The sequence below is a fragment of the Nocardiopsis sp. YSL2 genome (assembly GCF_030555055.1).
In the GTDB taxonomy this organism is placed as follows: domain Bacteria; phylum Actinomycetota; class Actinomycetes; order Streptosporangiales; family Streptosporangiaceae; genus Nocardiopsis.
The window spans coordinates 2,369,328-2,383,752 of sequence record NZ_JAMOAO010000001.1 but is presented as its reverse complement, the minus strand read 5'-3'; the positions used below and the strand labels follow the sequence as shown (position 1 = coordinate 2,383,752).

Below are 14,425 nucleotides of genomic sequence, written 5' to 3'. Positions count from 1 at the left end.
GAGAACAACACTACGCGCCGGTAACCGGCGGAGCCGACACCGGCTCCGCCGAGTTTCCGGCCAGGTCGGCGCCGACCGCTCGTCGCGGCTCGACGACCGTTCGCCGTCCGTTCGTCGCGCGCCCGGAGGTCCCCGCCGCTGGACCGGCGCCCGGCTGTTCCCGCGGTATGGACCACATGATTAATTGGGTGTTAATCGCCAACGTAAGGAGAATCACAGTGGCTGACAGCACTCCCCCGAGCCAGGAGACACTGTCCAACCTTCTCCACGAGACCCGCAGTTATCCGCCGCCCGCCGACCTCGCGGCCGACGCCAACGTCAAGGCCGACGCCTACGAGGCCGCCGCCGCGGACCGTCTCGGCTTCTGGGAGGAGCAGGCCCGACGGCTCCAGTGGGAGCAGCCCTGGGACACCGTCCTGGACTGGAACCCGCCGTTCGCCAAGTGGTTCGACGGCGGTCGGATCAACGCCTCGGTCAACTGCGTGGACCGGCACGTCGACGCCGGTCTGGGCGAGCGGGTCGCCCTCCAGTGGGAGGGCGAGCCGGGCGACACCCGCACCATCACCTACGCCGAGCTCAAGGACATGGTCTCCCAGGCGGCCAACGCGCTGACCCAGCTCGGTGTGGCCAAGGGCGACCGCGTCGCCATCTACATGCCGATGATCCCCGAGACGGTCGTCGCGATGCTCGCCTGCGCGCGCGTCGGCGCCGTCCACATGGTCGTCTTCGGCGGATTCTCCGTCGACGCCCTCGGCCAGCGCCTGGACGACAGCCAGGCCAAGCTCGTCATCACCGCCGACGGCGGCTACCGGCGCGGCAAGGCCAGCGCGCTCAAGCCCGCCGTGGACGGCGCCGTCGCCGACCGCCCCGCCGTCGAGAAGGTCCTCGTCGTCCGCCGCACCGGCCAGGACGTGGAGTGGACCGACCGCGACGTGTGGTGGCACGAGGTCGTCGAGACCCAGAGCACCGAGCACACGCCCGAGGCGCACGAGGCCGAGCACCCCCTGTACATCATGTACACCAGCGGCACCACGGCCAAGCCCAAGGGCATCCTGCACACCACGGGCGGCTACCTCACCCAGGTGTCCTACACCCACTGGGCGGTGTTCGACCTCAAGCCCGAGACGGACGTCTACTGGTGCGCCGCCGACATCGGCTGGGTGACCGGGCACTCCTACATCGTCTACGGCCCGCTCTCCAACGCCGCCACCGTGGTCATGTACGAGGGCACCCCGGACACCCCGCACCGCGGGCGCTTCTGGGAGATCATCGAGAAGTACAAGGTCACCATCGCCTACATGGCGCCCACGGCGATCCGCACCTTCATGAAGTGGGGCGACGAGATCCCCGCGAAGTACGACCTGTCCAGCCTCCGCGTGATCGGTTCGGTCGGCGAGCCCATCAACCCCGAGGCCTACGTCTGGTACCGGGAGAACATCGGCGGCGGCAGCACGCCCGTGGTCGACACCTGGTGGCAGACCGAGACCGGCGCCATCATGGTCAGCCCCCTGCCGGGCGTGACGGCCGGCAAGCCCGGCGCCGCGATGCGCGCCCTTCCCGGCATCGTGGCCGACGTCGTGGACGAGAGCGGCGAGTCCGTCCCCGACGGCGACGGCGGCTTCATCGTCATCCGCGAGCCGTGGCCGTCCATGCTCCGCGGCATCTGGGGCGACCCCGAGCGCTACAAGGACACCTACTGGTCGCGCTTCGAGGGCCTGTACTTCCCCGGCGACGGGGCCAAGAAGGACGAGGACGGCGACCTCTGGCTGCTCGGCCGCGTGGACGACGTCATGCTCATCTCCGGCCACAACATCTCCACCACCGAGGTCGAGTCCGCGCTGGTCTCCCACCCCCGCGTGGCCGAGGCCGCGGTCGTGGGCGCGGCCGACAAGGTGACCGGCCAGGCCATCGTCGGCTTCGTGATCCTGCGCGGCGGAGGCGAGGAGGTCCCCGAGGACCTCGTCCAGGAGCTGCGCAACCACGTCGGCGCCTCGCTCGGGCCCATCGCCAAGCCGGCGCGCCTGCTGGCCGTGCCCGAGCTGCCCAAGACCCGCTCCGGCAAGATCATGCGCCGACTGCTGCGCGACATCGCCGAGCACCGGGCGATCGGTGACACCTCCACGCTCACCGACTCCTCGATCATGGACGTGATCGCCAAGCAGCTGCCCTCGGCCTCGACCGGCGAGTGAGCGGCGGCGGCCCCGGTCGGGACGCCCGACGGGGGCCGCGCCCACGACACGCGGCGGTGTCCCGGCCCCTCCGGACCGGGACACCGCCATTCGCGCACGAGTGTGACCGAACGGAACACCGGCGTTGTGCGTGCCGTGTGAGGCCCGCGAGGTGGGGCATGTGCGAGGATGCGGAGGATCATCCGCGTGTTCGGACCGAGAGAAGGGAACCCCCACGATGGTGGACAAGCCGGGTGCCGGTGAACCTGGCGCTCCCAGCGGCACCGACCGTTCCATCGGTGAACTGGTCTCCGACGCCACCGACAACCTCTCGCGGCTGGTGCGCCTGGAGATCAAGCTCGCCAAGCTGGAGGCCAAGGCCGACGCCGTCAAGATCGGCAAGGGCATCGGCGAGTTCCTCGCCGCGGGCGTGATCCTCCACCTCTTCGTGATCCTGCTGTCGGTGACGATCGGGCTCGGACTCTGGGAGATCTTCGACCTCCCGCTCTGGGGCGCGTTCGGCATCGTCACGCTCTTCTACCTGCTGGTCGCCGTCGCCTTCGTCCTGACCGCGCTGATCAACTTCCGTCGGCGCCAGGGGCTCGCCCGCACGGCCGAGACCTCGTCCCGGCTCGTGGCGATCCTGCGCGGGGACATCCGACCGCCCAAGGGCGAGCGGTCCGTGGTCGCGGCCACGACCGACCAGGCACCCGTCTCCTCCGACTCCTCCGTCTAGTACCGCGACGAGGTGTTGGACGACTCGGCCGCCTACGTCGACGGCCCCTGGACCCATCGCGTCGTCAGCGCGGCGGGCACGCGCTTCCACGTGGCCGAGGCCGGCGAGGGTCCGCTCGTGCTGCTGCTGCACGGCTTCCCGCAGTTCTGGTGGGCGTGGCGGTCCCAGCTCGTCGCCCTCGCCGCGGCGGGGTACCGCGCGGCCGCCGTCGACCTGCGCGGATACGGGGCCAGCGACAAGCCTCCGCGCGGCTATGACCTGGTGACGCTCGCCCAGGACGCCGCCGGCCTCGTGCGGTCCCTCGGCGAGGGCGAGGCCGTCGTGGTCGGACACGGCATCGGCGGCGTCATCGGGTGGACCATGACGGCCTACCACCCGCGTACCGTCCGGGCCCTCGCGACCCTGGCGGCGCCGCATCCGGGGCGAACGGCACGTCTGGCGGCCTCCGGCGGTCCCGGCGTCCGCCACATGCTCAGGGCGCAGGTGCCGATCCTGCCCGAGCACCGGCTCCTGGCCGACGGCTGTGTGCGCGTCGGCGACCTGATCCGCGAGTGGAGCGGCCCCGGATGGCCGGACGCCGAGGCCGAACAGCGCTACCGCCAGGCCTTCGCGATCCCGAAGGTCTCCCACTGCTCCCTGGAGTACCACCGCTGGATGTTCCGGTCCCGTTGGCGCCCCGACGGCGCCCGCTACGCCGCCCGGATGCGCACCCCCGTCCGAGTGCCGGTCCTGCAACTCCACGGCGACCTCGACCAGGCCTGTCCCGCCGACGCCGCACGCGTCGCGCGCCGCCTCGTCGTCGGGCCGTACCGTTGGAGGCAGGTGGCGGGTGCGGGGCACTTCCCGCACGAGGAACGCCCCGAAGAGGTCTCCGGCGCGCTCGTGGAGTGGCTGGCGGACGTGGACGGGACCCGTGGTGGGCGCTGAGGAAAGGGTGGTGGAGCGATGGCGACGGCATCGGTGACCGGAGGCGGCCCGGGGCGGGGCGAGGGCCGGGACCGCGACGTGTCCGGGCGCGCGCAGAACCAGCGCCCCCGGGACCGGTACGGCCGACCTCTGCCGCACGGCAGCCGGGGCGAGGTCGAGCGTGTTCCGGACGACGCCGAATTCACCGCGGAGGAAGGTCTGGAAGAGGCCCAGCGGCTGCTCGACTCGGGGTACGCTTTCACCGCCCACGAAGTCCTCGAAGCCGTGTGGAAGTCCTCCCCCGAACCCGAGCGGGAACTGTGGCGGGGACTCGCCCAGACGGCCGTCGGGGTGACCCACGCCCAGCGGGGGAACACGGTGGGCGCGGCGCGCCTGCTCCGGCGCGGCGCGGACCGTGTGGAGGCGTTCGGGCCGCGTGCGCCGCACGGTGTCGACGTGGGGAGTGTGGCGGCCTTCGCCCGTGGCCTGGCCGACGATCTGGACGCTGGGCGGGCCCGTCCCGGTGACGGGATCGATCCGTCGGGCATGCGGTTGCGCGGCGCCTAGCGCGCGGTCCGGGACCGGTTCCCGTCCCGGCAGGGCCGGGGCGCTGGTGTCAGGGGCGCGTTCGAGGACCGTGTCCGGTGGAGTCGCGGTGCAGATGCGGCTCAGGGGCCGGGGGCGGCCGGTGGGGCCGAAACACGGGTAGGTCGACGGCGACCGGGGCACTGCCTGGTGCTCATGGGGTTGCCGGTGCGTGTGCGGCGCTGGAGCGCCCCCAGAGCCGGAGCGCTGGTCCATCGCCCTCCGGCCGCGTTTGTGCCGGCTCACGTCTCGGGCGTGCTCTGATGCCGTCTGACGCCGTCTGGTGCGAATAAGAACTTCTGTATCGAAATAAGGCCTTTAACGTTAACATCGTATTACGGCATTATGGGAAACAGAAAAAGCGGAATGTCATCGATAAAGGCATTTATCCGCTTCCCAAGATCACCAAGTGATCACATCTTTGATCTCTCTTGGGGAAATGCTGAATCGGCTCTCACCTTTATTCGGCGGCGTGCGTAGAATCCCCGGACCACCGCCCGTGCGCGGAAAGTGCGGGCGGGGCGCTCCACAACCAAAGGTGGCACCGCTTCGACCCCGCCAAGCGTGCCGTCGGGCCAGCTCAGGCACCTCCGGACGGCGGTACGTCCACGGCCGCGCGCGGGACCGGCGCCCACGGGGTGAGCCGTTCCGGGCGTGTCCGGGGACGGGGGCCGAAACGGTCGTGCCCGTCGCAAGGAGGACGGATTGTCTGGGCTCAACCTCGCCGCGGAAAGCGGCACGGCCCTAGCACTGGAAGGCAGCGACTTCACACTCGTCATCATCGTCATGGTGGTGGCGCTCCTGGCCCTCGCCGTCGCGGGGATGCTGGTGCGTGAGGTCCTGGCCGCCGGTCAGGGCACAGAGCGAATGCGCAACATCGCGTTCGCGGTACAGGAAGGAGCGGCGGCCTACCTGAAACGACAGTTCCGCACCCTCGCGGTCTTCGTCGTCCTCATCCCGCTCCTGCTCCTCCTGCTCCCCGCGGACTCCTGGGCCATCGCCATCGGCCGGTCGGTGTTCTTCGCCCTCGGCGCACTGCTGTCGGCGGCGACCGGATTCATCGGGATGTGGCTGGCCGTCCGCGGCAACGTCCGGGTCGCGGCCGCGGCGCGCGGCGGTGACTCCGCCGCCGGCCACACCGCCATGCGGATCGCCTTCCGCACCGGCGGAGTGGCGGGCATGATCACCGTCGGACTCGGCCTGTTCGGCGCCGCCACCGTGGTCATGCTCTACCGCGGCGACGCGCCCATCGTGCTGGAGGGCTTCGGCTTCGGTGCCGCGCTGCTCGCCATGTTCATGCGTGTGGGCGGCGGGATCTTCACCAAGGCCGCCGACGTCGGCGCCGACCTGGTCGGCAAGGTCGAGCAGGGCATCCCCGAGGACGACCCCCGCAACGCCGCCACCATCGCCGACAACGTCGGCGACAACGTGGGCGACTGCGCGGGCATGGCGGCGGACCTCTTCGAGTCCTACGCGGTCGTGCTCGTGGCCTCCCTGATCCTGGGCCGCGTGGCCTTCGGTACCGAGGGCCTCGTGTTCCCGCTCCTGGTCCCGATGATCGGCATCATCACCGCCATGATCGGCATCTTCATCGTCGCGCCCCGTCCGCGGGACAGGACCGCGATGACCGCGATCAACCGCGGGTTCTTCATCTCCGCCGCGATCTCCGCCGTGCTCGTCATCGCCACCTCCTTCTGGTACCTGCCCGGCAGCTTCGAGGAGCTGTCCGGCGTCAGCCCGCAGGTGCTGGCGGAGATCGAGGCGGCCGGCACCGACCCCGACCCGCGGATCATCGCCGTGGCCGCCGTGCTCATCGGCCTCGTCCTCGCGGCGGCGATCCAGCTGCTCACCGGGTACTTCACCGAGACCGACCGGCGTCCGGTCCGCGACATCGGCGAGAGCTCCGAGACCGGCGCGGCGACCGTCATCCTCTCCGGCATCTCCGTGGGCCTGGAGTCGGCGGTCTACTCCGCCCTGCTCATCGCCGGAGCCGTCTACGCGGCCTTCCTGCTGGGCGGCGGGTCGATCACCCTGAGCCTGTTCGCCGTGGCGCTCGCGGGCACGGGCCTGCTCACCACGGTCGGCATCATCGTGGCCATGGACACCTTCGGACCGGTCTCCGACAACGCCCAGGGCATCGCCGAGATGTCGGGTGACGTGGAGGGCCCGGGCGCGGAGATCCTCACCGGCCTGGACGCCGTCGGCAACACCACCAAGGCGATCACCAAGGGCATCGCCATCGCCACGGCCGTACTGGCGGCCACCGCCCTGTTCGGGGCGTTCCGCACCTCGGTGCAGGAGCAGCTCGGCGACGCGGAGGCGTTCTCCCTGTCCATCGACCAGCCGGACGCGCTCGTCGGCGTGATCATCGGCGCCAGCGTCGTGTTCTTCTTCTCCGGCCTGGCCATCATGGCCGTCGGCCGCGCGGCCGGACGCGTCGTGCTGGAGGTGCGCAACCAGTTCCGGACCCGTCCGGGGATCATGGACGGCACGGAGAAGCCGGAGTACGCGCGGGTCGTCGACATCTGCACGAAGGACTCGCTGCGCGAACTGGTCACGCCCGGCCTCCTGGCCGTGCTCGCACCGATCGCGGTCGGCTTCGCCCTGGGCTACGCGCCACTCGGCGCGTTCCTCGGCGGCGCCATCGCCGCCGGTGTGCTCATGGCGGTCTTCCTGTCCAACTCCGGCGGGGCGTGGGACAACGCCAAGAAGCTGGTCGAGGACGGCCACCACGGTGGCAAGGGGTCGGCGGCCCACGAGGCCACGGTGATCGGAGACACGGTCGGTGACCCCTTCAAGGACACGGCCGGGCCGGCCATCAACCCCCTTCTGAAGGTGATGAACCTGGTGGCGCTCATCGTCGCACCCAGCGTGGTGATCTTCGCGGACAACGTGGCGCTGCGGGCGGGCGTGAGCGTGGTCGCCGTGGGCGTGCTCGTCGGAGCCGTCCTGTGGTCCAAGCGCCGCGGCGCGGGGACCGAGACCGAGCTGGCCGAGATCGATCGTGAGGTCGAGCCCCGGGACGCGCCCGAGAGCGGGGACGCCGACCAGAGCGCTCCGGACCAGGAGCCGACGGCGGCGGCAGACGGTGACACCGACGGCGGCGCGGAGGAGAAGGCGCCCGACCCCAAGGAGGAGGCCCACGCCGGAGACGGCAAGGGCTGAGGCCCCTCGGGACCAGCGGTACGTCGGGAGGAGCGGAACTCCCCCCTCCGGCCGTGACCCACCCCCGGTCGCACCAGCGGCGGCTGTCCGGGAACGACCCGGGCGGCCGCCGCTTCGCGTGCGGTGGGGAGCGCCCGGATGCGCGTCCCCGTCGCGGTCCCGGTCCCCGGCCCGGCGGCCGGTCCCGAGGGCGACAGCCGGGTGCCCTCGGGCGCTCGTCCCGGTCACCGATGTCCCGGGGGCCGGATCCGGTTCCGGAACCCTTGCGGGAAGAGGTGAGAAACGGCTGCGAGGGGGCACTGTTCCGGGTGTGAAGGGCGCACCTAACCTTGAGTTGCGAACCGATGCGGGCGGCGACCGTGCCGCGCCGGTACCGAGCGGCGAGAGGGAGGTGCCTGGTGACTGGGATGAAGGGTCTGTTCGTCATCGTGGGAGTCATGGTGGGGTTCATCGGAGCACTGGCGATCGTCGCGACGGCTCTCGCGTCATGAAGCGGACACTGTTGCTCATGCGGCACGCCAAGGCCGACGTCGGCCACGGCGAGGCCGACTTCGACCGCCCGCTCAACGACCGGGGACACCTCCAGGCCGCCGGAGTCGGCCGACTGCTCGCGAAGCGCGGGTACGCGCCCGACCACGTGATCTGCTCCGGTGCCAGGCGCACCAGACAGACGCTCAAGGGCGTGCTCCACGAACTGGGCCTGGCGACCACTCCGGAGCTCGACTACTCGGACGAGGTCTACTCGGCCGGTCCGGAGGAGCTCCTGGAGATGATCAACCGCCTCGACCCGGAGGTGGGGACCGTCCTGGTGGTGGGGCACAACCCGACCATCGCCCGGCTCGCGGCCGGTTTCCTGGGAGACGACACCCTGACGCGGTACGCGCCGGCCACGGTCGCCGCCGTCGACCTGGAAGTCGAATGGCTCTACGCGGCGCCGGGCACGGGCACGGGCGAGATCCTCAACTAGAGTGATCCAGCTCACGCCAGGAATGGTTTGCGGGTAGGCGAAGCGGAGGGTAATGTTCTCCGAGTCGCCTCCGACCGGCCCAAGGCCGCGAGGGGCCGGCCGGCCACCGAGCGAAACGAACACGGATCCACGTGGGCGTGCCGGTGGATCTCTTCACGTTTCAGACCTTCCGATTCCCTTCTGATGTGCTGCGTGCATGTCGCGATGAGGATCAAAAGGTGTGGACGGAGCTTCTGGTCCGAGCACTGATTCGGTTCCGGTAGGCTCGGGGAGCTGCTTCACAAACCAGGCGAATTCGCCGGGCCAACGAAGCAGAACGGGCTTTACCCCGATCAATTGCTCCGAAACCGCCGAGTTGGCGGGACACGGAACACCTGATAAAGTAAAGACACAACGAAGCGGAAACGCAGACAGCCTTCCACGGAAGAGCACACCGGCCGGTCAAACGGTTCGGAGCTTGTACGGGATGAGCGGTTGTTTCTTGAGAACTCAACAGCGCGTGTTTGATTTTCTTTAAGCCATGTTTGTTTTGGCCCCGTCACACTTCGGTGTGAAGGGTTCCTTTGATTGACCATCGGAAGATGGTCGGTCAGGATTACTTCTAGGTTTACCCGCCCAGGCCCCGTTCACGGTGGCCGGGACAGGGTTGTATGACCTTTATGGAGAGTTTGATCCTGGCTCAGGACGAACGCTGGCGGCGTGCTTAACACATGCAAGTCGAGCGGTAAGGCCCTTCGGGGTACACGAGCGGCGAACGGGTGAGTAACACGTGAGCAACCTGCCCCCGACTCCGGGATAAGCGGTGGAAACGCCGTCTAATACCGGATACGACCGGCCACCTCATGGCGGCCGGTGGAAAGTTTTCTCGGTTGGGGATGGGCTCGCGGCCTATCAGCTAGTTGGTGGGGTAAAGGCCTACCAAGGCGATTACGGGTAGCCGGCCTGAGAGGGCGACCGGCCACACTGGGACTGAGACACGGCCCAGACTCCTGCGGGAGGCAGCAGTGGGGAATATTGCGCAATGGGCGAAAGCCTGACGCAGCGACGCCGCGTGGGGGATGACGGCCTTCGGGTTGTAAACCTCTTTTACCACCAACGCAGGCTCCCAGTTCTCTGGGGGTTGACGGTAGGTGGGGAATAAGGACCGGCTAACTACGTGCCAGCAGCCGCGGTAATACGTAGGGTCCGAGCGTTGTCCGGAATTATTGGGCGTAAAGAGCTCGTAGGCGGCGTGTCGCGTCTGCTGTGAAAGACCGGGGCTTAACTCCGGTTCTGCAGTGGATACGGGCATGCTAGAGGTAGGTAGGGGAGACTGGAATTCCTGGTGTAGCGGTGAAATGCGCAGATATCAGGAGGAACACCGGTGGCGAAGGCGGGTCTCTGGGCCTTACCTGACGCTGAGGAGCGAAAGCATGGGGAGCGAACAGGATTAGATACCCTGGTAGTCCATGCCGTAAACGTTGGGCGCTAGGTGTGGGGACTTTCCACGGTTTCCGCGCCGTAGCTAACGCATTAAGCGCCCCGCCTGGGGAGTACGGCCGCAAGGCTAAAACTCAAAGGAATTGACGGGGGCCCGCACAAGCGGCGGAGCATGTTGCTTAATTCGACGCAACGCGAAGAACCTTACCAAGGTTTGACATCACCCGTGGACCTGCAGAGATGTGGGGTCATTTAGTTGGTGGGTGACAGGTGGTGCATGGCTGTCGTCAGCTCGTGTCGTGAGATGTTGGGTTAAGTCCCGCAACGAGCGCAACCCTTATTCCATGTTGCCAGCACGTAATGGTGGGGACTCATGGGAGACTGCCGGGGTCAACTCGGAGGAAGGTGGGGACGACGTCAAGTCATCATGCCCCTTATGTCTTGGGCTGCAAACATGCTACAATGGCCGGTACAATGGGCGTGCGATACCGTAAGGTGGAGCGAATCCCTAAAAGCCGGTCTCAGTTCGGATTGGGGTCTGCAACTCGACCCCATGAAGGTGGAGTCGCTAGTAATCGCGGATCAGCAACGCCGCGGTGAATACGTTCCCGGGCCTTGTACACACCGCCCGTCACGTCATGAAAGTCGGCAACACCCGAAACTTGTGGCCTAACCCTTCGGGGAGGGAATGAGTGAAGGTGGGGCTGGCGATTGGGACGAAGTCGTAACAAGGTAGCCGTACCGGAAGGTGCGGCTGGATCACCTCCTTTCTAAGGAGTCTTATTCAGACCAACTCTTTCCTATGGTTGGTCGGACTCGAAAGTGGACCCGGCCGGTGCAGTTCCTGCACGGGTATCGGGAGTGGCTTGAAGAAAACGAACTTCACCTCCAGCGACTAGAAGCGCTGGGGGGCGCGCTGTTGGGTGTCTGAGGAAGCAACCTCTCGGCTGCTGACTCTCCCGTGTGGGGGGTTGGTGGCCGGTGGTGTTTCCCGCGGACCGTCTCTGAGAACTCTCAGATGCCGTCAGGACGAGGATCCTGGTGGTGTGAGTGGTGTCGGAGCTTGCGGTTGGTGTTTTGATTTGTGAATAGTGTGCGCGAGCATCTTATTATCTGTAGTGGCCAAGTGATAGTGGCACACGGTGGATGCCTTGGCATCAGGCGCCGATGAAGGACGTGGGAGGCCGCGATAGGCCACGGGGAGCTGTCAACCGAGCTTTGATCCGTGGGTGTCCGAATGGGGAAACCTAGCCCGAGTTGTGTCGGGTTGCCGCCACCTGAATGTATAGGGTGGTTGGTGGTGACGCGGGGAAGTGAAACATCTCAGTACCCGTAGGAAGAGTAAACAACAGTGATTCCCCTAGTAGTGGTGAGCGAACGGGGAAGAGGCTAAACCGCATGCGTGTGATAGACGGCAGTCGTTGCGTGTGCGGGGTTGTGGGGCGCATCTGTTCGGGCCTGCCGGCCCGGAGCGCTGATGCCGGAGATAGTTGAATCCGTTGGGAAGCGGTACCGTAGTGGGTGAGAGTCCCGTAGACGAAGTTTCCGGCTAGGTGTTGGTGTGTTCCCGAGTAGCGCGGAGCCCGTGAAATTCCGTGTGAATCTGGCAGGACCACCTGCTAAGCCAAAATACGTCCTGATGACCGATAGTGCACTAGTACCGTGAGGGAAAGGTGAAAAGTGCCCCGGTGAGGGGTCGTGAAATAGTACCTGAAACCGTGTGCTGTCAAGCCGTCAGAGCTGAAGCTTGTCTTTGGTGATGGCGTGCCTTTTGAAGAATGAGCCTGCGAGTCATGGTGTGTGGCGAGGTTAACCCGGGTGGGGTAGCCGTAGGGAAACCGAGTCTGAATAGGGCGATCTGAGTCGCATGCTGTGGACCCGAAGCGGAGTGATCTACCCATGTCCAGGGTGAAGCGGGGGTAAGACCTCGTGGAGGCCCGAACCCACCAGGGTTGAAAACCTGGGGGATGAGGTGTGGGTAGGGGTGAAAGGCCAATCAAACTCCGTGATAGCTGGTTCTCCCCGAAATGCATTTAGGTGCAGCGTCACGTGTTTCTTGCTGGAGGTAGAGCTACTGTTTGGCTGATGGGCCCGACAAGGTTACTGACGTCAGACAAACTCCGAATGCCGGTTAAGTGAAGCGTGGCAGTGAGACTGCGGGGGATAAGCTTCGTAGTCGAGAGGGAAACAGCCCAGATCATCAGCTAAGGCCCCTAAGCGTGTGCTAAGTGGGAAAGGTTGTGGAGTTGCTGAGACAACCAGGAGGTTGGCTTAGAAGCAGCCATCCTTTAAAGAGTGCGTAATAGCTCACTGGTCAAGTGGTTCTGCGCCGATAATGTAGCGGGGCTTAAGTACACCGCCGAAGCTGTGAAGCCCAGGTTCTGCCTGGGTTGGTAGGGGAGCGTCGTGCATCCAGTGAAGCTGCCGAGTGATCGTGTGGTGGAGGGTGTGCGAGTGAGAATGCAGGCATGAGTAGCGAAAGCAACGTGAGAAACGTTGCCGCCGATTGACTAAGGGTTCCTGGGGCAGGTTAATCCGCCCAGGGTGAGTCTGGACCTAAGGCGAGGCCGACAGGCGTAGTCGATGGATAACGGGTTGATATTCCCGTACCCGTGCACGAGCGTCCAGTATCGAGGCGACGGATGCTAACCACGCTGGCTCCTTCTGAGACCTTCGGGTCGAGGTTGGTGGCTGGTCTGGGAACCGATGTTGTAGTAGGTAAGTGATGGGGTGACGCAGGAGGGTAGCTCTACCCGGCGGTGGTTGTCCGGGGGTAAGCGTGTAGGCCGGTGTGTTGGCAAATCCGCACACCGTGTGGCTGAGACGTGATGCCGAGCCGTTTTTGGTGAAGTGAGTGATCCCATGCTGTCGAGAAAAGCCTCTAGCGAGTTCGTGTGTGGCCAGTACCCTAAACCGACGCAGGTGGTCAGGTAGAGAATACCGAGGCGTTCGGGTGAACCATGGTTAAGGAACTCGGCAAATTGTCCCCGTAACTTTGGGAGAAGGGGAGCCCTGTCTGGTGATGGACCTTTGCGTCTTGAGCTGGGTGGGGTCGCAGATAGCGGGGGGAAGCGACTGTTTATTAAAAACACAGGTCCGTGCGAAGTCGTAAGACGCTGTATACGGACTGACGCCTGCCCGGTGCTGGAACGTTAAGAGGACTGGTTAGTGGGTTTCGGCCCGCGAAGCTAGGAATCTAAGCGCCAGTAAACGGCGGTGGTAACTATAACCATCCTAAGGTAGCGAAATTCCTTGTCGGGTAAGTTCCGACCTGCACGAATGGCGTAACGACTTCCCCACTGTCTCAACCATGGGCCCGGTGAAATTGCACTACGAGTAAAGATGCTCGTTTCGCGCAGCAGGACGGAAAGACCCCGGGACCTTCACTATAGCTTGACATTGGTGTTTGGGATGGTTTGTGTAGGATAGGTGGGAGCCTGTGAGACTGTCACGCTAGTGGCGGTGGAGGCGTTGGTGAAATACCACTCTGACTGTTTCGGGCATCTAACTTTGGACCGTGATCCGGTTCGGGGACAGTGTCTGGTGGGTAGTTTAACTGGGGCGGTTGCCTCCCAAAGAGTAACGGAGGCGCCCAAAGGTTCCCTCAGCCTGGTTGGTAATCAGGTGTTGAGTGTAAGTGCACAAGGGAGCTTGACTGTGAGACGGACGTGTCGAGCAGGAGCGAAAGCTGGGACTAGTGATCCGGCACCGGCGTGTGGAAGCGGTGTCGCTCAACGGCTAAAAGGTACCCCGGGGATAACAGGCTGATCTTCCCCAAGAGTCCATATCGACGGGATGGTTTGGCACCTCGATGTCGGCTCGTCGCATCCTGGGGCTGGAGTTGGTCCCAAGGGTTGGGCTGTTCGCCCATTAAAGCGGCACGCGAGCTGGGTTTAGAACGTCGTGAGACAGTTCGGTCCCTATCCGCTGTGCGCGTTGGAGACTTGAGAAGGGCTGTCCCTAGTACGAGAGGACCGGGACGGACGAACCTCTGGTGTGCCAGTTGTCCTGCCAAGGGCATGGCTGGTTGGCTACGTTCGGGAGGGATAACCGCTGAAAGCATCTAAGCGGGAAGCTTGCTTCGAGATGAGGTCTCCTGCCTCCTTTGAGAGGGTAAGGCTCCCTGTAGACGACGGGGTTGATAGGCCGGGTGTGGAAGCCCTGTGAGGGGTGGAGCTGACCGGTACTAATAGGCCGAGGGCTTGTCCGCTGCAGATAATTGGGTGCTCGCGCATATTTTTCACATGTTCTACGGTTTTCCCGTTGTGGCTGTGATCCCCTTGCCGGTTGGTGGGGTGTGGGTCGTGGTTGTGGATGGGTGTTGGTTTCCGTGGTGGTTATGGTGGGAGGGTCACACCCGGTCTCATTCCGAACCCGGTCGTTAAGTCTCCTTGCGCTGATGGTACTGCCCTGTGGTGGGGTGGGAGAGTAGGTTGCTGCCACGGTTTTTCTTGGGGGAGGGGTCGTCTTTTGACGGTT

6 protein-coding genes and 3 rRNA genes are annotated in these 14,425 nt (G+C 65.5%); all 9 read left to right on the top strand.

Going from position 1 to position 14,425, the window contains the following annotated elements; translation table 11 throughout:
* Positions 1-218 precede the first annotated feature (218 nt).
* A complete protein-coding gene (gene acs, locus M1P99_RS10345; protein WP_304452444.1) occupies positions 219-2,189 on the top strand; it encodes an acetate--CoA ligase in 1,971 nt (656 codons plus the stop codon).
* A gap of 217 nt (positions 2,190-2,406) precedes the next feature.
* The gene (locus M1P99_RS10340) at positions 2,407-2,904 is read left to right on the top strand and encodes a phage holin family protein (protein ID WP_304452443.1); all 498 of its coding nucleotides are present in this window, start codon (positions 2,407-2,409) and stop codon (positions 2,902-2,904) included.
* A gap of 12 nt (positions 2,905-2,916) precedes the next feature.
* Entirely contained in the window at positions 2,917-3,831 is a 915-nt protein-coding gene (locus tag M1P99_RS10335) for an alpha/beta fold hydrolase (RefSeq protein ID WP_304452442.1), read from the top strand.
* Between the two features lie 18 nt (positions 3,832-3,849).
* A complete protein-coding gene (locus tag M1P99_RS10330) occupies positions 3,850-4,377 on the top strand; it encodes a DUF309 domain-containing protein (RefSeq protein WP_304452441.1) in 528 nt (175 codons plus the stop codon).
* A 723-nt stretch (positions 4,378-5,100) separates the two neighbouring features.
* Entirely contained in the window at positions 5,101-7,560 is a 2,460-nt protein-coding gene (locus M1P99_RS10325) for a sodium-translocating pyrophosphatase (protein WP_304452440.1), read from the top strand.
* A 487-nt stretch (positions 7,561-8,047) separates the two neighbouring features.
* Entirely contained in the window at positions 8,048-8,527 is a 480-nt protein-coding gene (locus M1P99_RS10320; RefSeq protein ID WP_304452439.1) for a histidine phosphatase family protein, read from the top strand.
* Between the two features lie 656 nt (positions 8,528-9,183).
* Positions 9,184-10,716 (top strand): 16S ribosomal RNA (locus M1P99_RS10315).
* Between the two features lie 349 nt (positions 10,717-11,065).
* Positions 11,066-14,157 (top strand): 23S ribosomal RNA (locus M1P99_RS10310).
* 118 nt (positions 14,158-14,275) lie between these two features.
* Positions 14,276-14,391: ribosomal RNA gene (gene rrf / locus M1P99_RS10305) — 5S ribosomal RNA — on the top strand.
* Together the 16S, 23S and 5S rRNA genes form the textbook arrangement of a ribosomal RNA operon.
* Positions 14,392-14,425 lie beyond the last annotated feature (34 nt).